The sequence below is a fragment of the Rhizobium sp. 268 genome, assembly GCF_036571585.1.
Lineage (GTDB): Bacteria > Pseudomonadota > Alphaproteobacteria > Rhizobiales > Rhizobiaceae > Rhizobium > Rhizobium redzepovicii.
Genome location: NZ_JAPPSO010000008.1, coordinates 289,023 through 307,404 on the forward strand (window position 1 = coordinate 289,023; position 18,382 = coordinate 307,404).

Consider the following 18,382-nt stretch of genomic DNA (forward strand, 5'->3'; position numbering starts at 1 on the left):
AGTTAATCGCCATGACCGAACATAACGTCCGCAACTTCAACATCAATTTCGGACCGCAGCATCCGGCGGCACATGGCGTTCTTCGTCTTGTCCTGGAGCTTGACGGCGAAATTGTGGAGCGGGTTGATCCGCATATCGGCCTGTTGCATCGCGGCACCGAGAAGCTGATCGAAACCAAGACCTATCTTCAGGCCGTGCCCTATTTCGATCGTCTCGACTACGTCGCGCCGATGAACCAGGAGCATGCCTATGCGCTGGCGGTGGAAAAGCTGCTCGGCATCGAGATCCCGATTCGCGGCCAGTTGATCCGCGTTCTCTATTCGGAAATCGGCCGCATCCTCTCGCATCTTTTGAACGTCACGACGCAGGCTATGGACGTCGGCGCGCTGACGCCGCCGCTCTGGGGCTTCGAAGAGCGTGAAAAGCTGATGGTGTTTTATGAGCGCGCCAGCGGCTCGCGCATGCACGCCGCTTATGTCCGACCGGGCGGCGTCCATCAGGATCTGCCGGAACAGCTCGTCCAGGATATCGGCGACTGGTGCGATCCCTTCCTGAAGGCGCTCGACGATATCGACAATCTGTTGACCGGCAACCGCATCTTCAAACAGCGCAACGTCGATATCGGCGTCGTCTCGCTGGAGGATTGCTGGGCTTGGGGCTTCTCCGGCGTCATGGTGCGCGGGTCGGGCGCTGCCTGGGATCTGCGTCGCTCGCAGCCTTACGAATGTTATTCCGATCTCGAATTCGACATTCCGATCGGCAAGAACGGCGACAATTACGACCGCTACCTGATCCGCATGATCGAGATGCGCCAATCGGTCCGCATCATGAAGCAATGCGTCAACCGTCTGCTGTCGGATGCCAAAACCGGTCCCTTCTCGTCGATCGACGGCAAGGTCGTGCCGCCGAAGCGCGGTGAGATGAAGCGCTCGATGGAAGCGCTGATCCACCACTTCAAGCTCTATACCGAAGGCTACCACGTGCCGGCCGGCGAAGTTTACGCCGCGGTCGAAGCGCCGAAGGGCGAGTTCGGGGTCTATCTTGTCTCCGACGGCTCCAACAAGCCCTATCGTTGCAAGATCCGTGCGCCCGGTTATGCGCATCTGCAGGCGATGGATTTCATGTGCCGCGGCCACCAGCTTGCCGACGTCGCAGCCGTGCTCGGCTCGCTCGACATTGTCTTCGGCGAGGTGGACCGCTGATGCAGCGTCTGCCGCTTGCTGTCGTACTTCTTCTTGCGGCATCCGGGGTTTCGGCCCAGGAGACCGATACGCTCGGCACGCCGCTGGGCCGTAAGGAAGTGACGCCGCCGGCGGCGCAAACGTCCATGGGCGATCTTTTGTCCAAGGGCTATCAAATCAAGGCTGCCATTCCGAATGGCAGCAAATTCGTAGTGTTTATGCAGAAAGACCAGTCGGCCTATGCCTGCGAAATGCAGTCTTTGACCGCTTCGCGGTGTGGAACCCTAAACTGACAAGGCGTGAGGAAGAATGTCCGTTCGTCGATTAGCCGAAGATCAATTTCAGCCTGCCGCATTCGCTTTCAGCGATGAAAATGCGGTCTGGGCGGACAAGACGATCCAGAAATACCCCGCCGGCCGCCAGCAGTCGGCGGTCATCCCGCTGTTGATGCGGGCACAGGAGCAGGACGGCTGGGTCACGCGCGCGGCGATCGAAAAGATCGCCGACATGCTCGATATGGCCTATATCCGGGTGCTCGAGGTCGCGACCTTCTATACGCAGTTCCAGCTGCATCCTGTCGGCACCCGCGCCCATGTCCAGGTCTGCGGTACGACGCCCTGCATGCTGCGCGGCTCGGAAGCGCTGATGTCGGTCTGCAAGAGCAAGATCCACGCCCACGCCTTCGAGCGCAATGCCGAGGGCACGCTGTCCTGGGAAGAGGTCGAATGTCTTGGCGCCTGCGTCAACGCCCCGATGGTGATGATCGGCAAGGACACCTATGAAGACCTGACGCCGGCGCGTCTCGAAGAAATCATCGATACCTTTGCCACCGGCAATGGCGCGAGCATCAGGCCCGGCACCCAGATCGACCGGATTTTCTCGGCACCCGAAGGCGGCCCAACCTCGCTGACGACGGAAGAGCCGAAGACAAGGACGCGCGCCAAGAAGGCCGATGCCGAAAGCATTTCGGCTCCGGTCGACGCCGCTCCGGTTCCGCCCTCCGAGGCTGCCCGCCCGAAGAGCACCGATGCCGAAACCAACGCCGCCCTGAAGACGCCGGCAACGGCGCCGAAGGCGGCTGCCAGGAATGCCAAGGCTGCCGAGCAGCAGCCGGTTTCCGGCACTGCGCCCGCCGAACCGGCACCGGTGGCTGCCGCCAAGGCCGAAGCCGCCCCGGCGGCAAGGCTTGCGCTCACCGACAAGAACCGTCCGGCCGGCATCGAAAAACCCGCCGCGCCGGATGACTTGAAGATGATCTCCGGCGTCGGCCCGAAGATCGAGGCGACGCTGAACGAAATCGGCATCTTCACCTTCTCGCAGGTCGCGGGCTGGAAGAAGGCCGAACGCGAATGGGTCGACGGCTACCTGAACTTCCGCGGCCGCATCGAGCGCGACGACTGGGTCAAGCAGGCCAAGGCGCTCGCCAAGGGCGGCGAAGCGGAATATATCAAGGTCTTCGGCAAGAAGCCGCGGTAAGAGGTGAAGCATGTTACAAGATAAAGACCGCATCTTTACCAACATCTACGGCCTCAAGGACAAGTCCCTGAAGGGCGCAATGAGCCGCGGCCACTGGGACGGCACCAAACAGATCCTCGAAAAGGGCCGCGACTGGATCATCAACGAGATGAAGGCCTCGGGCCTTCGCGGCCGCGGCGGCGCCGGCTTTCCCACGGGCCTGAAATGGTCCTTCATGCCGAAGGAAAGCGACGGCCGCCCGCATTACCTCGTCGTCAATGCCGACGAATCGGAGCCCGGCACCTGCAAGGACCGCGATATCATGCGCCACGATCCGCATACGCTGATCGAAGGCTGCGTCGTCGCCAGCTTCGCCATGGGCGCCAATGCCGCCTACATCTATGTGCGCGGCGAATATATCCGCGAGCGCGAAGCGCTGCAGGCGGCGATCGACGAATGTTATGATTACGGCCTGCTCGGCAAGAACAACAAGCTCGGCTGGGACATGGACATCTTCGTCCATCACGGCGCAGGCGCCTATATCTGCGGCGAGGAAACCGCGCTGCTCGAAAGCCTCGAGGGCAAGAAGGGCCAGCCGCGCCTGAAGCCGCCTTTCCCGGCCAATATGGGCCTCTACGGCTGCCCGACAACTGTCAACAACGTCGAATCGATCGCCGTTGCCCCGACGATCCTGCGCCGCGGCGCCGGCTGGTTCTCGGCCATCGGCCGCCCAAACAATGTCGGCACCAAGCTGTTCATGCTCTCCGGTCACGTCAACAAGCCGTGCACGGTCGAAGAGGAAATGGGCATCACCTTCCGCGAACTGGTCGACCGCCATGCCGGCGGCATCCGCGGCGGCTGGGACAATCTGCTCGCCGTCATTCCGGGCGGCGCATCCTGCCCGATCGTGCCGGCCAAGGACATCATCGACTGCCCGATGGATTTCGACGGCCTGCGTGGCGTCGGCTCCTCCTTCGGCACGGCGGCCGCGATCGTCATGGACAAGTCCACCGACGTCATCAAGGCTATCGCCCGCATCTCCGCCTTCTTCAAGCATGAGAGCTGCGGCCAGTGCACGCCCTGCCGCGAAGGCACGGGCTGGATGTGGCGCGTGATGGAGCGCATGGCCAAGGGCAATGCCCAGAAGCGCGAAATCGACATGCTGTTCCAGGTGACCAAGCAGATCGAAGGCCACACCATCTGCGCGCTCGGCGATGCCGCCGCATGGCCGGTGCAGGGTTTGATCCGTAACTTCCGTCCCGAGATCGAAAAGCGCATCGACCAGTATACGGCAAGCGCTCTCGATCATGGCGCGGTTCTGGAGGCGGCTGAATAATCATGGCGGACAACGCATCGAAGAGTGGAAAGAAGGAAGACGCCGCCGATTTCGCGGCCGGCTTCGGCCGTCTCGCCGCCGAGATGCTGGAAAATGCACGGGCAATGCCCGTGCATCCGCTGATGGCGCATCCGGCCGCCGCCTTTGCCGCTGCAACGGCGATCGGCTTCGGCCTCTCGACGCAGATGGCGGGCGCCTTCTTCGGCGCCTTCCAGAGCGCGCTGGAAACGACCGGCAAGGTCGCTGCCGCCCTCGATGATACGCCGCCGGACGAACTCACGCCCGACGTCGAGATCCGTCCGGAGAATATTCGCCCTGCCGTGAAGGTTGTCGTCAAGCCGGCGGCCGCGAAGAGGGCAGGGCCGAAATTGACGGTTGTCAGGCCGGTCAGCGAACCGGTACCGGCAAGCCAGCCGAAGCCGGCTGAGAAGGCAAAACCGGTCGCGCGAGCGAAAAAGGCCGATGATCTGAAGCTGATCGCCGGCATCGGCCCGAAGCTGGAGCAGGTGCTGAACGCCAGGGGCATTTGCAGCTTCGCCGAAATTGCCGGCTGGAACGATGAGGACATCGCCCGTCTCGACGCCGAGCTTGGCTTCAACGGCCGCATCGGTCGCGACGACTGGAGCGGCCAGGCGAAAGTTCTGGCCGGGCGGGCGCGCCGCAAGAAATGAACTGTCCGGCCGTGCAATCGGCCGGAAAAATGGGCAGATCGGCGGACGGGCGGGGGCCTCACGCTGCAGAAGCCGATGCGGGTTCCGGACCTGGAACACGCGACAGAGAATTTGGGCGGCATCAGATGTCGGCAGGACGAAAGATCCGGCTTGGCAATGAGACTGTTGCAAAAATAGGTTTGTTTGCCGTCATCAGGCAAACGGGAAACAGGACTGAGCGACGATGGCAAAACTGAAGATTGACGGCAACGAGATCGAAGTTCCGGATCATTTCACGCTGTTGCAGGCGTGTGAGGATGCCGGTGCCGAGGTTCCGCGCTTCTGCTTCCATGAGCGCCTGTCGGTTGCCGGCAATTGCCGCATGTGCCTTGTCGAGGTGAAGGGCGGCCCGCCGAAGCCGCAGGCTTCCTGCGCCATGAGCGTACGCGACATCCGCGGCGGCCCGAACGGCGAACTTCCCGAGGTCTTCACCAACACGCCGATGGTCAAGAAGGCCCGCGAAGGCGTGATGGAATTCCTGCTGATCAACCATCCGCTCGATTGCCCGATCTGCGACCAGGGCGGCGAATGTGACCTGCAGGACCAGGCGATGGCCTTCGGCATCGACACCTCGCGTTACCAGGAAGACAAGCGCGCCGTCGAAGACAAGTATATCGGCCCGTTGGTCAAGACGGTGATGAACCGCTGCATCCACTGCACGCGTTGCGTCCGCTTCACCACCGAGGTCGCCGGGATTTCCGAGCTTGGCCTGATCGGCCGCGGCGAAGATGCCGAGATCACCACCTATCTCGAACAGGCAATGACCTCCGAACTGCAGGGCAATGTCGTCGACCTCTGCCCCGTGGGCGCGCTGACTTCCAAGCCCTTCGCCTTCACCGCGCGTCCCTGGGAATTGAACAAGACCGAATCGATCGACGTCATGGATGCCGTCGGTTCGGCGATCCGCGTCGACACCCGCGGCCGCGAAGTCATGCGTGTCCTGCCGCGCGTCAACGAGGCGATCAACGAAGAGTGGATCTCCGACAAGAGCCGCTTCATCTGGGACGGCCTGAAGACCCAGCGCCTCGACCGACCCTATGTCCGCCGCGACGGCCGCCTGCAGCCCGCCACCTGGGCTGAAGCCTTCGGCGCCATCAAGGCCGCCGTCGGCGCCACATCGGGCGACAAGATCGGCGCGATCGCGGGCGACCTTGCCTCGGTCGAGGAAATGTATGCGCTTTCCGAACTGGTGAAATCGCTCGGATCCGCTAATCTCGACTGTCGGCAGGATGGGGCGGCACTCGATCCGTCGCTCGGCCGTGCAAGCTACCTCTTCAACCCGACCATTTCCGGCATCGACCAGGCCGACGCGCTGCTGATCATCGGCGCCAATCCGCGTTTCGAGGCAGCCATCCTCAACGCCCGTATTCGCAAGCGCTGGCGCCGCGGCAAGTTCCCGATCGGCGTCATCGGCGAGCCGGGCGAACTGCGCTATAGCTATGACTATCTAGGCGGCGGTCCGGACACGCTGAAGGATCTGGTTGACGGCGGCCACGCCTTCGCCGAGGTGCTGAAGAACGCGGCCAAGCCGATGATCATCATCGGCCAGGGCGCGCTGTCGCGCACCGACGGCGCCGGTGTTCTCGCCAGCGCCGCCAAGCTTGCCGGTTCGGTCGGCGCAGTCGTCGAAGGCTGGAACGGCTTTGCCGTCCTCCACACCGCCGCCTCGCGCGTCGGCGGCCTCGACCTCGGCTTCGTGCCGGGTGCCAAGGGCGTCAATGCCGCCGAAATGCTGACGGCGATGGATGTGCTCTTCCTGCTCGGCGCCGACGAACTCGATTTCACCGCCAAGAAGGCCAAGCTCACCGTCTATATCGGTTCGCATGGTGATAACGGCGCCCATCATGCCGACGTCATCCTGCCGGCCGCAGCCTATACTGAAAAGTCCGGCACCTGGGTCAACACCGAAGGCCGCGTCCAGATGGGCAACCGCGCAGGCTTTGCGCCAGGCGACGCCCGCGAGGACTGGGCCATCATCCGCGCCCTTTCCGACGTGCTCGGCAAGAAGCTTCCCTTCGATTCGCTGAGCGAATTGCGCGTCCGGCTCTATGCCACTTTCCCGCATTTCGCCGCCATCGACGAGATCGCCGAAACCGATAGCGCCCAAATTGCCGCAGTTGCGAAAAAAGCCGGCAAGATGAACAAGTCAGGGTTTGCGTCGCCGGTGAAAGACTTCTATTTGACGAACCCGATAGCGCGGGCCTCGGCAGTGATGGCGGAGTGCTCGGCATTGGCCCGCAACAACTTCAAAGTCGCGGCAGAGTAAGGGCAGGGGACTATGGATTCTTTCTTTTCGACCTATGTCTTGCCGGCGATCATCATGATCGGTCAGTCGCTGCTGCTTCTGGTCTGCCTGCTCGTCTTCATCGCCTATGTTCTGCTCGCCGACCGCAAGATCTGGGCGGCCGTGCAGCTGCGCCGCGGCCCGAACGTCGTCGGCCCCTTCGGCCTTTTCCAGTCTTTCGCCGACCTTCTGAAATTCGTCTTCAAGGAGCCGATCATTCCGGCCGGCGCCAACAAGGCGGTGTTCCTGCTTGCCCCGCTGGTGACGGTGCTTCTGGCACTGTCCACTTGGGCGGTGGTGCCGCTTGCCGACGGCTGGGTGATTGCCAATATCAATGTCGGCATCCTCTACATCTTCGCGATTTCCTCGCTCGAGGTCTACGGCATCATCATGGGCGGCTGGGCTTCGAACTCGAAGTATCCGTTCCTCGGCGCGCTGCGTTCGGCCGCACAGATGGTGTCCTATGAAGTCTCGATCGGCTTCGTCATCGTCACCGTGCTTCTCTGCGTCGGTTCGCTGAACCTGACCGATATCGTCAATGCGCAGCATACCGGCCTCGGCACCATGCTCGGCCTGCCGGCGTCGTTCCTCGACTGGCACTGGCTGTCGCTCTTCCCGATGTTCATCATCTTCTTCATTTCGGCGCTCGCCGAAACGAACCGTCCGCCCTTCGACCTTCCGGAAGCCGAATCGGAACTCGTTGCCGGCTTCATGGTCGAATACGGCTCCTCGCCATACATGATGTTCATGCTCGGCGAATATGCGGCCGTCTGCCTGATGTGCTCGCTGACGACGATCCTCTTCCTCGGCGGCTGGCTGCCTCCGGTCGACATCTGGATCCTCAACTGGGTCCCGGGCATCATCTGGTTCATGCTGAAGGCCTGCTTCGTGTTCTTCATGTTCGCGATGGTCAAGGCTTTCGTCCCGCGCTATCGCTACGACCAGCTCATGCGCCTCGGCTGGAAGGTTTTCCTGCCGCTGTCGCTCGCCATGGTCATCATCGTTGCATTCGTGCTGAAGCTGATGGGATGGGCATGATGACGCCCTCTCTCGTTTCCGGCAAAATTGGAGGTTGAAGATGGGAAGCTTGTCCAGCTCCATCAGCTCGCTGTTCCTCAAGGAATTCTTCGGCGCGTTCTTTCTGTCGATGCGCTATTTCTTCCGCCAGAAGGCGACGATCAACTATCCCTTCGAAAAGGGACCGGTTTCCCCGCGTTTCCGTGGTGAGCATGCGCTGCGCCGCTATCCGAACGGCGAGGAACGCTGCATCGCCTGCAAACTTTGCGAGGCGATCTGTCCTGCCCAGGCCATCACCATCGAGGCCGGTCCGCGCCGCAACGACGGCACCCGCCGCACGGTGCGCTACGACATCGACATGGTGAAGTGCATCTATTGCGGCTTCTGCCAGGAAGCCTGCCCCGTCGACGCGATAGTCGAAGGGCCGAATTTCGAATTTGCGACGGAAACCCGCGAAGAGCTCTATTTCGACAAGGCGCGCCTTCTCGACAACGGAGACCGTTGGGAGCGCGAAATCGCCCGCAATATCGCGATCGACTCGCCGTACCGCTGATCGAGTTTTGAAATGCCGCAAGGGAGCTTTGCTGCTCCGGTCGCGGTCAATATGCACAGGAGCTTTGCCGGTCAGCCGCGCAAACTCTATCGGGCAGAAAAACTCCCGGCTGCCCGGGGGAAGATGAAAAAGGCACCAACATGGGTCTGCAGGCTCTATTTTTCTATCTTTTCGCCTTTGTCGCGGTGGCGTCGGCGTTCATGGTCATCTGGGCGAAGAACCCGGTTCACTCGGTTCTGTTCCTGATCCTGGTGTTCTTCAACGCGGCCGGCCTCTTCCTGCTGCTCGGTGCCGAATTCCTCGCGATGATCCTGCTGGTCGTCTATGTCGGCGCCGTCGCCGTGCTCTTCCTCTTCGTGGTGATGATGCTCGATATCGACTTCACCGAGCTCAGGGCAGGGGTTCTCGAATATGCGCCGATCGGCGGCCTGATCGGGATCATTCTCGCAGCCGAGCTGATCGTCGTCATCGGCGGCAGCGTCATCTCGCCTGAGATCGCCAAATCCGTCGCCATGCCGATCCCGGCGCTCAGCGAGCGCACGAATACGGCTGCTCTCGGCGACGTGCTTTACACCAACTACGTCTATTTCTTCGAGATCGCCGGTCTGGTGCTGCTGGTCGCGATGATCGGCGCCATCGTGCTGACGCTGAGGCACCGCACCAACATCAAGCGTCAGAATATCCCGAGGCAGGTTGCCCGCACGCCCGCCACCGCCGTCGAGGTGGTGTCGGTCAAGCCCGGGCAGGGCGTCTAAGGCAGGTCAAGGAACAAAGAACATGGTCATCGGACTTTCCCACTACCTGACGGTCAGCGCCATCCTCTTCACGCTCGGCGTGTTCGGCATCTTCCTGAACCGGAAGAACGTCATCGTCATCCTGATGTCGGTCGAACTGATCCTGCTTTCCGTCAACATCAACATGGTCGCCTTCTCCTCCTTCCTGAACGACATCGTCGGCCAGGTTTTCGCGCTGTTCATCCTGACGGTGGCGGCTGCCGAAGCGGCGATCGGTCTTGCAATTCTCGTTGTCTTCTACCGCAACCGCGGCTCGATCGCGGTCGAAGACGTCAATATGATGAAGGGCTGAGTGGCTCATGTTCCTCTATAAGGCTATCGTCTTTCTTCCCTTGATCGGTGCGATCGTCGCCGGCCTGTTCGGCCGCGCCATCGGCGCCAAGGCTTCGGAATATGTCACCAGCGGCCTGATGGTTATCGCCGCCATCCTCTCCTGGTACGTCTTCTTCACCGTCGGCATGGGCCACGGCGAAGGCGGGCCGATCAAGGTCGAGGTGCTGCGCTGGATCCAGTCCGGCGGCATCGACGTCTCCTGGTCGCTGCGCGTGGATACGCTGACCTCCGTCATGCTGATCGTCGTCAACACGGTCTCGACGCTGGTTCACGTCTATTCGATCGGCTACATGCACACCGATCCGCATCGCCCGCGCTTCTTCGCCTATCTCTCGCTCTTCACCTTCGCCATGCTGATGCTGGTGACGGCCGACAACCTGGCGCAGATGTTTTTCGGCTGGGAAGGCGTCGGTCTTGCCTCCTATCTGCTGATCGGCTTCTGGTTCAAGAAGCCGTCGGCAACGGCTGCGGCGATGAAGGCCTTCATCGTCAACCGCGTCGGCGACTTCGGCTTCGTGCTCGGCATTGCCGGCGTCTTCGTGCTGTTCGGTTCGATCAACTTCGACACGATTTTCGCCAATGCCTCGAACTTCGCCCCGCATGAAGGCGGCGGCGAGGCGAGCGAAGTGATCCTCAACCTCTTCGGCATGCAGCTCGACAAGGCGCATGCGCTGACCGGCGTCTGCCTGCTGCTATTCATGGGCGCCATGGGCAAGTCGGCGCAGTTCCTGTTGCACACCTGGCTCCCTGATGCCATGGAAGGCCCGACCCCGGTCTCGGCCCTCATCCATGCCGCCACCATGGTCACCGCCGGCGTCTTCCTCGTCGCCCGCATGTCGCCGCTCTTCGAACTGTCGCCGGACGCACTCGTCGTCGTCACGGTGATCGGCGCCATCACCGCCTTCTTCGCGGCGACGGTCGGCCTGGTGCAGAACGACATCAAGCGCGTCATCGCCTATTCGACCTGCTCGCAGCTCGGCTACATGTTCGTGGCGCTCGGGGTCGGGGCCTACGGCGCGGCGATCTTCCATCTGTTCACGCATGCTTTCTTTAAGGCGCTGCTGTTCCTCTGCGCCGGCTCAGTCATCCATGCCGTCGATGGCGAGCAGGACATGCGCTACATGGGCGGGCTTTGGCCGCATATCAAAGTTACAGGCGGCCTGATGATCATCGGCACGCTGGCGATTACCGGTGTCGGCATTCCCTTCACGCCGATCGGCTTTGCCGGCTTCTTCTCCAAGGACGTGATCATCGAGGCGACCTATGCTTCGCATTCGCCGGTCGCAGGCTTTGCCTTCTCGTTGCTGGTCATCGCGGCTCTGTTTACGAGCTTCTACTCCTGGCGCCTGATCTTCATGACCTTCTTCGGCAAGCCGCGCGCTTCGCACGAAGTGATGCACCACGTTCATGAATCGCCGCAGGTCATGCTGGTGCCGCTCTATCTCCTCGCGATCGGCGCTGTGCTTGCCGGCGTGATCTTCGAAGGTCGCTTCTACGGCGAGGAATATGCCGAGTTCTGGAAGGGCGCGCTCTTCACCGGCGCCGAGAACGAACTCGTCGAACAGTTCCATCACGTGCCGGCGCTCGTGGGCCTGAGCCCCTTCATCGCCATGCTGCTCGGCTTCGCCCTTGCCTGGTACATGTATATCCGTTCGCCGCAGACGCCGCGCACCCTCGCCAGGCAGCACCGGGTTCTCTATCAGTTCCTGTTGAACAAGTGGTACTTCGACGAACTCTACGATTTCCTCTTCGTCCGCACCGCCAAGGCGCTTGGCCGCTTCCTGTGGAAGAAGGGTGATGTCGGCGTCATCGACACCTACGGCCCGAACGGCGTGGCCGCCCGGGTCGTCGCCGTCACCGACCGCGTCGTCCGCCTGCAGACCGGTTACCTCTATCACTACGCCTTCGCCATGCTGATCGGCATTGCGGCGCTTGTTACCTGGATGATGCTCGGGAGTTCCTTCTGATGACCGATTGGCCTATTCTTACAACGGTCACCTTCCTGCCGCTCGTCGGCGTGGTGCTCCTGCTCTTGATGAACGGCGAGAGCGCGAGCGGCCGGAAGAACGTGCTGTGGATCTCGCTGATCACCACCGTCTTCACCTTCGTCGTCTCGCTCTTCATCTGGATCGGCTTCGACAATGCCAATCCGGGCTTCCAGATGGTAGAGAAGCATGACTGGCTCGGCACCGGCATCGGCTATCATGTCGGCACCGACGGCATCTCCATGCTGTTCATCATTCTGTCGACCTTCCTGATGCCCTTCTGCGTGCTGGCGAGCTGGCTCTCGATCGAGAAGCGCCTGAAGGAATACATGATCGCTTTCCTCATCCTGGAAACGATGATGGTCGGCGTCTTCGTCTCGCTCGATATCGTGCTGTTCTACGTCTTCTTCGAGGCGGGCCTCATTCCGATGTTCCTGATTATCGGCGTCTGGGGCGGCAAGGACCGTGTCTATGCGAGCTACAAGTTCTTCCTTTATACGCTGCTCGGCTCGGTGCTGATGCTGCTCGCCATCATGGCGATGTACTGGCAGGCCGGCACGACCGACATTACCGCGCTGCTCGCCTATAAGTTCCCGCCGGCGCTGCAGACCTGGTTATGGCTTGCCTTCTTCGCCTCCTTTGCGGTGAAGATGCCGATGTGGCCGGTTCATACTTGGCTTCCGGATGCCCACGTTCAGGCGCCGACGGCGGGCTCGGTGATCCTGGCCGGCGTGCTCTTGAAGCTCGGCGGCTACGGTCTGATCCGCTTTTCGCTCGGCATGTTCCCGGTCGCATCCGATTATTTCGCGCCGTTCGTCTTCGCGCTGTCGGTCATCGCCATCATCTACACCTCGCTGGTGGCGATGATGCAGGACGACATCAAGAAGCTGATCGCCTATTCCTCGGTGGCGCACATGGGCTATGTCACCATGGGCATTTTCGCCGCCAACATGCAGGGTGTTCAGGGCTCGATCTTCCAGATGCTCTCACACGGCATCGTCTCCGGCGCGCTCTTCCTCTGCGTCGGCGTCGTCTACGACCGCACCCACACCCGGGAGATCAACGCCTATGGCGGCCTCGTCAACAACATGCCGAAGTATGCCGTCGCCATGATGGTCTTCACCATGGCCAATGTCGGGCTTCCCGGCACATCGGGCTTCATCGGTGAATTCCTGACGCTGCTGGGTGTCTTCCGGGTCAACACCTGGGTCGCGCTCTTTGCCGCCACCGGCGTCATCCTTTCGGCCGCCTATGCGCTCTGGCTTTATCGCCGGGTGATCTTCGGCGCGCTCGAGAAGGAAAAGCTGAAGGCGCTGCTCGATCTCTCCAGACGCGAACAGCTGATCCTCTACCCGCTGGTCGCACTGACCATCTTCTTCGGCGTTTACCCGGCCCCGGTCTTCGATGCGACGGCCGCCTCGGTGGATCTGCTGGTCAACAACTACACGGCCGCCGTGCACGCAGCGCAGAATATTGCGCTGTCTATGAATTGATGACGGGACTTATCGGACATGACCGCTGAAACAATTCTCCTCAGTCTGCATCTTTCCGCGCCGGAGCTCATCCTCGCGGTCGGCGCCCTTGTCCTGTTGATGGTCGGCGTCTTCTCAGGCGAGCGGTCTGGCCTCGTCGTCACCGGCCTCGCCATCGTCCTGCTGCTCGCCGCCGGTCTGTGGCTGCTCTTCGTGCCGGCGGAAGGCCTTGCCTATGGCGGCGTCTACATGGCCGACGGCTTCTCGCGCTTCATGAAGCTGGTAGCGCTCATCGGTTCACTGGTTGCCCTGTTCATGACGATGGGCCATGCCAGGGAAAATCAGCTCGACAAGTTCGAGTTCCCGGTTCTGCTGGTGCTGGCGACCCTCGGCATCCTGCTGATGATCTCGGCCAACGACCTGATCTCGCTCTATCTGGCGCTGGAACTGCAGTCGCTGGCGCTCTATGTCGTTGCCGCGATCAACCGCGACAGCCTGAAGTCGACCGAAGCCGGTCTGAAATATTTCGTCCTCGGCGCGCTTTCCTCCGGCATGCTGCTCTACGGCATGTCGCTGGTCTACGGTTTTACCGGCCACACCCACTTCTCCGAGATCGCCCAGGCGCTTTCGGTCGAGGGTGCGCGTTCGCTCGGTCTGATCTTCGGCCTGGTCTTCATCCTCGCCGGCATCGCTTTCAAGATCTCCGCCGTTCCCTTCCATATGTGGACGCCGGATGTTTATGAAGGCGCGCCGACGCCGGTCACCGCCTTCCTGGCCGCAGCCCCCAAGGTTGCCGCCATGGCAATGATGACCCGCATCGTCATCACTGCCTTCCAGCCGGTTCTGGCCGACTGGCAGCAGGTCGTCGTCTTCATCTCGATCGCTTCGATGCTGCTCGGCTCCTTTGCCGCGATCGGCCAGAAGAACATCAAGCGGCTGATGGCCTATTCCTCGATCGGCCACATGGGCTATGCGCTGGTCGGCCTTGCCGCCGGCAATCAGACCGGTGTTTCCGGTGTCATGCTCTACATGGTCATCTATATGGTCATGACCCTCGGTACCTTTGCGATCATCATGTCGATGCGCCGCAAGGACGGCACCGTGGTCGAGGAGGTCAACGATCTCGCCGGCCTCTCCACCACCAACCCGTTCATGGCGGTGGTGCTGACGGCGCTGATGTTCTCGCTTGCCGGCATTCCGCCGCTCGCCGGCTTCTTCGCCAAATACTTCGTCTTCGTCGCTGCCATTGAAGCCAAGCTGTATGCGCTTGCCATCATCGGCGTTCTCGCCTCGGTCGTCGGCGCTTACTATTATCTGCGCGTCATCAAGCTGATGTGGTTCGATGAGGCGACCGGCGAATTCGCCCGCGTCTCCGGTTCGTTGCGTCTGGTCTTCGGTCTCTCCGGCCTCTTCGTCACCGCCTATGTCCTAATCGGCGGCCCGATCGGCGGCGCGGCAGAGCTGGCCGCCGCGACGCTCTTTTGATGGCTTCCGACGGACGGCGCCGGATATCGCTCGGCGATTTCAGGCACGAGGCTCTGTCGGAAACATCGTCCACCAACAGCGAATGCCTTGCCCGGGCTCGGGCGGGCGACGGCGGCAATCTCTGGGTGACGGCCGAACGGCAGACCGGCGGCCGCGGCCGCCGCGGCCGGCTCTGGGTGTCCGAACGCGGCAATCTCTACGCCTCTCTATTGCTGATCGATCCGGCGCCGATGGAGCGCCTGAGTTCCCTGCCGCTTGCCGTCGCCGTTGCCGTGCACCAGGCGATCCGCCATGTGCTGCCGCCGGGCGCCGAGCCGCTCGAGGTCAAATGGCCGAACGACATCCTCATCGGCCGCAAGAAGACCTGCGGCATTCTCGTCGAAGGCGAGAGGCTACCGGACGGCCGTTACGCTCTGATCGTCGGCATCGGCATCAATGTCTCGGTCATGCCGGATAATCCGCTCTATCCCGTCACTTGCCTGCGTGACCATGCAAGTGCGGCGTCGCCGGAAGAACTCTTCGCCCATCTCTTCGCGGCGATGGCGGATGTGCTTGATCAATGGGACGAGGGCCGGGGCATCGCCGAGATCACAGCACGCTGGCGCGCGATCGCCTGCGGCATCGGCGAAAAGATCACGGTGAATTTGCCGGACAGATCGATTTCCGGACAATTCGCCGGAATTGATGATAATGGCTTGTTGATGCTCGATACCGGCACTGGCAGGATAATGCCCATTGCTGCCGGTGATGTGTTTTTTGGATAGCGGAAAAAACGAAAATTATGGCGAAACAGGACGAGTTGGTATTCCTGCCTCTGGGCGGCGTTGGCGAGATCGGCATGAATCTCGCTCTTTATGGCTACGGCCCGCCCGAGCATCGCCAATGGATCATGGTCGATTGCGGCGTCACCTTTCCCGGCCCCGACCTGCCGGGCGTCGACCTCGTGCTGCCCGATATCCGCTTCCTCGCCAGTGAGCGCAAGAATCTCAAGGCGATCATCATCACGCATGCGCATGAAGACCACTATGGCGCGCTCGCTGATCTCTGGCCGGGCCTGAACGTGCCGGTCTATGCCTCGGGCTTTACCGCTGGTCTGCTCGAAGCCAAGCGCAATTTCGAAAAGGCCAGGATCGGCGAAGTGCCGGTGACGCCGTTCAAGGCAGGCGACACCATCAATGTCGGCCCCTTCAACATCGAAGGTGTGGCCGTCAACCATTCGATCCCCGAGCCGATGTCGCTGATGATCCGCACGCCGGCCGGCAATGTCATCCATACCGGCGACTGGAAGATCGACCACGAGCCCTCGCTTGGCCCCCTGACCGATGAGACGCGGTTCCGCCAGCTCGGCGACGAGGGCGTGCTGGCGCTGATGTGCGATTCCACAAATGCGCTGCGCGACGGTGTTTCGCCCTCCGAAAAGGATGTCTCGGAAAGCCTGCGCAAGATCATCGAAGATGCCGAAGGCCGGGTGGCGATCACCACCTTCTCGTCGAATGTCGGGCGCATCCGCACCGTCGCCGAGGCGGCCGAGGCGGCTGGCCGCGAAGTGCTGCTGCTCGGCAGCTCGCTGAAGCGGGTTGTCGACGTCGCCCAGGATATCGGCCTGATGGAGGGCGTGAAACCCTTCATCTCCGAGGAGGAATACGGTTACATCCCGCGCGATAAGGTCGTCGTCATCCTGACCGGCAGCCAGGGCGAGGCACGGGCAGCGCTTGCCAAGCTCTCCCGCGACGAGATGCGCAACGTTGCCTTTGCGGCAGGCGATATCGTCGTCTTTTCCTCCCGCGCCATTCCCGGCAACGAGAAGGCGATCCAGGACATCAAGAACGGCCTCGTCGAGCAGGGCGTGCACATCATCACCGATACCGAGGCGCTGGTTCACGTTTCCGGCCATCCCCGCCGCAACGAGCTGCAGCGGATGTATGAGTGGACGCGGCCTAAGATCGTCGTGCCGGTGCATGGTGAGGCGACGCATCTGACGGCGCATAAGGAACTTGCCGAGCAATCCGGCATCGCCATCGTGCCGAGGGTGCGCAACGGCGACATTCTGCGGCTGGCACCCGGCCCCGCCGAGGTGATCGGCCAGGCGCCGCATGGCCGCATCTACAAGGACGGCTCGCTGATCGGCGATTTCGACGAGATGGGGATCGGCGAGCGCAAGAAGCTCTCCTATGTTGGCCATGTCGCAGTCAGCGTCGTGCTCGACGCCCGTTATGACATCGTCGGTGATCCCGATCTCGTTTCGATCGGCCTGCCTGTCTACGACGACGAGGGCGAAGAGATGGAAGATACGCTCTTCGATGCGGCGATCAGTGCTATCGAAAGCATTCCGCGCGCCCGTCGCAAGGATATCGACATGGTGCAGGAGGCCGTCCGCCGCGCTATCCGCGCCGCTGCCAACCATGCCTGGGGCAAGAAGCCGATTGTCACCGCCTTCGTCACCAAGGTCTGACCATGCTTGGCCGGGTAAACCATATCGCCATCGCCGTTCCCGATCTGGAAGCGGCGACGGCCGCCTATCGCGACACGCTGGGTGCTGCCGTATCGCAGCCGCAGGCTCTGCCGGAACACGGCGTCACCGTCGTCTTCGTCGAATTGCCGAACACGAAGGTCGAATTGCTGCAGCCGCTTGGGGAAACCTCGCCGATCGCAGCCTTCCTCGAAAAGAACCCGTCCGGCGGCATGCACCACATCTGTTATGAGGTGGACGATATCCTGCTTGCGCGTGATCGGCTGGTCGCGGCCGGGGCGAGGGTGCTCGGCGACGGCCAGCCGAAGACCGGCGCGCATGGCAAGCCGGTGCTTTTTCTGCATCCCAAGGATTTCTTCGGCACGCTGATCGAACTCGAACAGGCGTGAAGCCTGCGGCAGAATGCCCTCAAGGCGGCCAAGCGCTTCATCGGCTTTGAGTTGGCTGCCATTCCGCCGTATAAGGGCGCCTAGCTCAAAGTGACAGAACGTCTGTCGGCGCGACACCACCGGGAACCCCAATGCTCCAGATATTTCTTCAGGGATTTGCCGTCTACTTCATCATTTGGTGGATGACGCTTTTCGCTGTCCTGCCGATCGGTCTGCGCACCCAGGCCGAGGACAATGATGTCGTGCTCGGCACCGTTCCAAGCGCGCCGAGCCGCTTTCGTGCCGTCTTCACCTTTTCGCTGACGACGCTGATCTCGGCTCTGGTCTACGGCACCTGGTATGTCTGCGACACCTATTTCGGCTGGGGCTTCGATGCCCTTCCACAACTAGGGCCGAGCTTCTATTAAGATCAAACTTTTGCCCAAACTTTGGGCATATGTATATCATTAAAAAGCGACATTCGTCATACCAGCGTCATGGTGTTGCGGCAAAAGAGCTGCCGTTACGGAATGAGCATCATTCCCTTACGGTAGTTGGCTGGATTTTTGGGGTCGGATGAAGCCGAAAAGCCAAAAAAAAACAAGGCTAAAAGCCTTGTTTTAAGTATCGCGTGATCTGTAACCGTTGCCGGGGCAGCGACGAGCGCGCCTAAGATCTGATCCTCCCAAGACTTGACCGCGAATTCGGCAAGAATTTATCCTTCCTGCCTGTTTTGTGAGCTAAAGCTAGCTCAAACATTGGGCTTTGTCATTAGCTTTTTTTGCATTTTTGCTACACTCTAGCAAAATTTTTCTGTTGACAAGATTTTCGTTTAAGTCCTTATAAACACGCGCTTTTTCATGCCCTGTCATTTTGCGGGGCCGAACATGCGCGTGCGGGAGGTTGCCGGCATCAGTTGCGGGTTTCCTTCCTGCCGCG

At 61.4% G+C, this 18,382-nt stretch carries 17 protein-coding genes; all 17 read left to right on the forward strand.

The window, feature by feature from the left end; genetic code table 11:
• Positions 1-11 precede the first annotated feature (11 nt).
• The 17 genes from OS035_RS17935 to OS035_RS18015 all read left to right on the forward strand — a co-directional run bounded on the left by OS035_RS17935 (position 12) and on the right by OS035_RS18015 (position 17,871).
• A complete protein-coding gene (locus OS035_RS17935) occupies positions 12-1,202 on the forward strand; it encodes an NADH-quinone oxidoreductase subunit D (RefSeq protein WP_012557331.1) in 1,191 nt (396 codons plus the stop codon).
• Complete coding sequence (locus OS035_RS17940; RefSeq protein WP_097627202.1) at positions 1,202-1,474, forward strand: hypothetical protein; 273 nt, start codon at positions 1,202-1,204, stop codon at positions 1,472-1,474. Before OS035_RS17935 ends, OS035_RS17940 begins: the two co-directional genes overlap by 1 nt.
• A 16-nt stretch (positions 1,475-1,490) precedes the next feature.
• Positions 1,491-2,657 carry an NADH-quinone oxidoreductase subunit E gene (locus OS035_RS17945; RefSeq protein WP_097627204.1) on the forward strand — a complete coding sequence of 389 codons (1,167 nt, stop codon included), beginning with the start codon at positions 1,491-1,493 and terminating at the stop codon, positions 2,655-2,657.
• A gap of 10 nt (positions 2,658-2,667) precedes the next feature.
• Entirely contained in the window at positions 2,668-3,972 is a 1,305-nt protein-coding gene (nuoF, locus tag OS035_RS17950) for an NADH-quinone oxidoreductase subunit NuoF (RefSeq protein WP_003558451.1), read from the forward strand.
• Between the two features lie 2 nt (positions 3,973-3,974).
• Positions 3,975-4,643 (forward strand): 5' DNA nuclease, encoded by a 669-nt coding sequence (locus OS035_RS17955; protein WP_331813937.1) that lies wholly within the window; start codon positions 3,975-3,977, stop codon positions 4,641-4,643.
• Positions 4,644-4,866: 223 nt separating this feature from the next.
• Positions 4,867-6,948 (forward strand): NADH-quinone oxidoreductase subunit NuoG, encoded by a 2,082-nt coding sequence (nuoG, locus tag OS035_RS17960; RefSeq protein ID WP_131711061.1) that lies wholly within the window; start codon positions 4,867-4,869, stop codon positions 6,946-6,948.
• 12 nt (positions 6,949-6,960) lie between these two features.
• Entirely contained in the window at positions 6,961-8,004 is a 1,044-nt protein-coding gene (gene nuoH, locus OS035_RS17965) for an NADH-quinone oxidoreductase subunit NuoH (RefSeq protein WP_003587271.1), read from the forward strand.
• Positions 8,005-8,044: 40 nt separating this feature from the next.
• The gene (gene nuoI / locus OS035_RS17970; protein ID WP_003587270.1) at positions 8,045-8,536 is read left to right on the forward strand and encodes an NADH-quinone oxidoreductase subunit NuoI; all 492 of its coding nucleotides are present in this window, start codon (positions 8,045-8,047) and stop codon (positions 8,534-8,536) included.
• 140 nt (positions 8,537-8,676) lie between these two features.
• On the forward strand, positions 8,677-9,291 hold the full coding sequence (locus OS035_RS17975; protein ID WP_003573901.1) for an NADH-quinone oxidoreductase subunit J: 615 nt from the start codon (positions 8,677-8,679) through the stop codon (positions 9,289-9,291).
• Between the two features lie 22 nt (positions 9,292-9,313).
• Positions 9,314-9,622 (forward strand): NADH-quinone oxidoreductase subunit NuoK, encoded by a 309-nt coding sequence (nuoK, locus tag OS035_RS17980; protein WP_049734055.1) that lies wholly within the window; start codon positions 9,314-9,316, stop codon positions 9,620-9,622.
• A 7-nt stretch (positions 9,623-9,629) separates the two neighbouring features.
• On the forward strand, positions 9,630-11,630 hold the full coding sequence (nuoL, locus tag OS035_RS17985; protein ID WP_310806120.1) for an NADH-quinone oxidoreductase subunit L: 2,001 nt from the start codon (positions 9,630-9,632) through the stop codon (positions 11,628-11,630).
• Positions 11,630-13,141: an NADH-quinone oxidoreductase subunit M gene (locus tag OS035_RS17990; RefSeq protein WP_097627212.1), complete on the forward strand. Its 1,512-nt coding sequence runs from the start codon at positions 11,630-11,632 to the stop codon at positions 13,139-13,141. The genes nuoL and OS035_RS17990 overlap by 1 nt, the downstream gene beginning before the upstream one ends.
• Positions 13,142-13,159: 18 nt before the next feature.
• Positions 13,160-14,605, forward strand: coding sequence for an NADH-quinone oxidoreductase subunit NuoN (nuoN, locus tag OS035_RS17995; RefSeq protein ID WP_003587266.1), 1,446 nt, complete (start codon positions 13,160-13,162; stop codon positions 14,603-14,605).
• Positions 14,605-15,369 carry a biotin--[acetyl-CoA-carboxylase] ligase gene (locus OS035_RS18000; RefSeq protein ID WP_310806121.1) on the forward strand — a complete coding sequence of 255 codons (765 nt, stop codon included), beginning with the start codon at positions 14,605-14,607 and terminating at the stop codon, positions 15,367-15,369. The genes nuoN and OS035_RS18000 overlap by 1 nt, the downstream gene beginning before the upstream one ends.
• A 17-nt stretch (positions 15,370-15,386) precedes the next feature.
• Entirely contained in the window at positions 15,387-17,057 is a 1,671-nt protein-coding gene (locus OS035_RS18005; RefSeq protein WP_310806122.1) for a ribonuclease J, read from the forward strand.
• Positions 17,058-17,059: 2 nt separating this feature from the next.
• Positions 17,060-17,464 (forward strand): methylmalonyl-CoA epimerase, encoded by a 405-nt coding sequence (mce, locus tag OS035_RS18010; protein ID WP_097627217.1) that lies wholly within the window; start codon positions 17,060-17,062, stop codon positions 17,462-17,464.
• A gap of 131 nt (positions 17,465-17,595) precedes the next feature.
• Positions 17,596-17,871, forward strand: a complete 276-nt coding sequence (locus OS035_RS18015; RefSeq protein ID WP_097627219.1) for a DUF1467 family protein — start codon at positions 17,596-17,598, stop codon at positions 17,869-17,871.
• Positions 17,872-18,382: the final 511 nt, after the last annotated feature.

What these genes read in the sequence shown, in the direction of transcription:
- OS035_RS17940 (WP_097627202.1), top strand. Translation starts at nt 1,202, where the DNA reads ATGCAGCGTCTGCCGCTTGCTGTCGTACTTCTTCTTGCGGCATCCGGG.
- OS035_RS17955 (WP_331813937.1), top strand. Translation starts at nt 3,975, where the DNA reads ATGGCGGACAACGCATCGAAGAGTGGAAAGAAGGAAGACGCCGCCGAT.
- OS035_RS18005 (WP_310806122.1), top strand. Translation starts at nt 15,387, where the DNA reads ATGGCGAAACAGGACGAGTTGGTATTCCTGCCTCTGGGCGGCGTTGGC.
- OS035_RS18015 (WP_097627219.1), top strand. Translation starts at nt 17,596, where the DNA reads ATGCTCCAGATATTTCTTCAGGGATTTGCCGTCTACTTCATCATTTGG.
- mce (WP_097627217.1), top strand. Translation starts at nt 17,060, where the DNA reads ATGCTTGGCCGGGTAAACCATATCGCCATCGCCGTTCCCGATCTGGAA.
- nuoF (WP_003558451.1), top strand. Translation starts at nt 2,668, where the DNA reads ATGTTACAAGATAAAGACCGCATCTTTACCAACATCTACGGCCTCAAG.
- OS035_RS17975 (WP_003573901.1), top strand. Translation starts at nt 8,677, where the DNA reads ATGGGTCTGCAGGCTCTATTTTTCTATCTTTTCGCCTTTGTCGCGGTG.
- nuoL (WP_310806120.1), top strand. Translation starts at nt 9,630, where the DNA reads ATGTTCCTCTATAAGGCTATCGTCTTTCTTCCCTTGATCGGTGCGATC.
- OS035_RS17945 (WP_097627204.1), top strand. Translation starts at nt 1,491, where the DNA reads ATGTCCGTTCGTCGATTAGCCGAAGATCAATTTCAGCCTGCCGCATTC.
- nuoN (WP_003587266.1), top strand. Translation starts at nt 13,160, where the DNA reads ATGACCGCTGAAACAATTCTCCTCAGTCTGCATCTTTCCGCGCCGGAG.
- nuoG (WP_131711061.1), top strand. Translation starts at nt 4,867, where the DNA reads ATGGCAAAACTGAAGATTGACGGCAACGAGATCGAAGTTCCGGATCAT.
- OS035_RS17990 (WP_097627212.1), top strand. Translation starts at nt 11,630, where the DNA reads ATGACCGATTGGCCTATTCTTACAACGGTCACCTTCCTGCCGCTCGTC.
- nuoH (WP_003587271.1), top strand. Translation starts at nt 6,961, where the DNA reads ATGGATTCTTTCTTTTCGACCTATGTCTTGCCGGCGATCATCATGATC.
- nuoK (WP_049734055.1), top strand. Translation starts at nt 9,314, where the DNA reads ATGGTCATCGGACTTTCCCACTACCTGACGGTCAGCGCCATCCTCTTC.
- OS035_RS17935 (WP_012557331.1), top strand. Translation starts at nt 12, where the DNA reads ATGACCGAACATAACGTCCGCAACTTCAACATCAATTTCGGACCGCAG.
- nuoI (WP_003587270.1), top strand. Translation starts at nt 8,045, where the DNA reads ATGGGAAGCTTGTCCAGCTCCATCAGCTCGCTGTTCCTCAAGGAATTC.
- OS035_RS18000 (WP_310806121.1), top strand. Translation starts at nt 14,605, where the DNA reads ATGGCTTCCGACGGACGGCGCCGGATATCGCTCGGCGATTTCAGGCAC.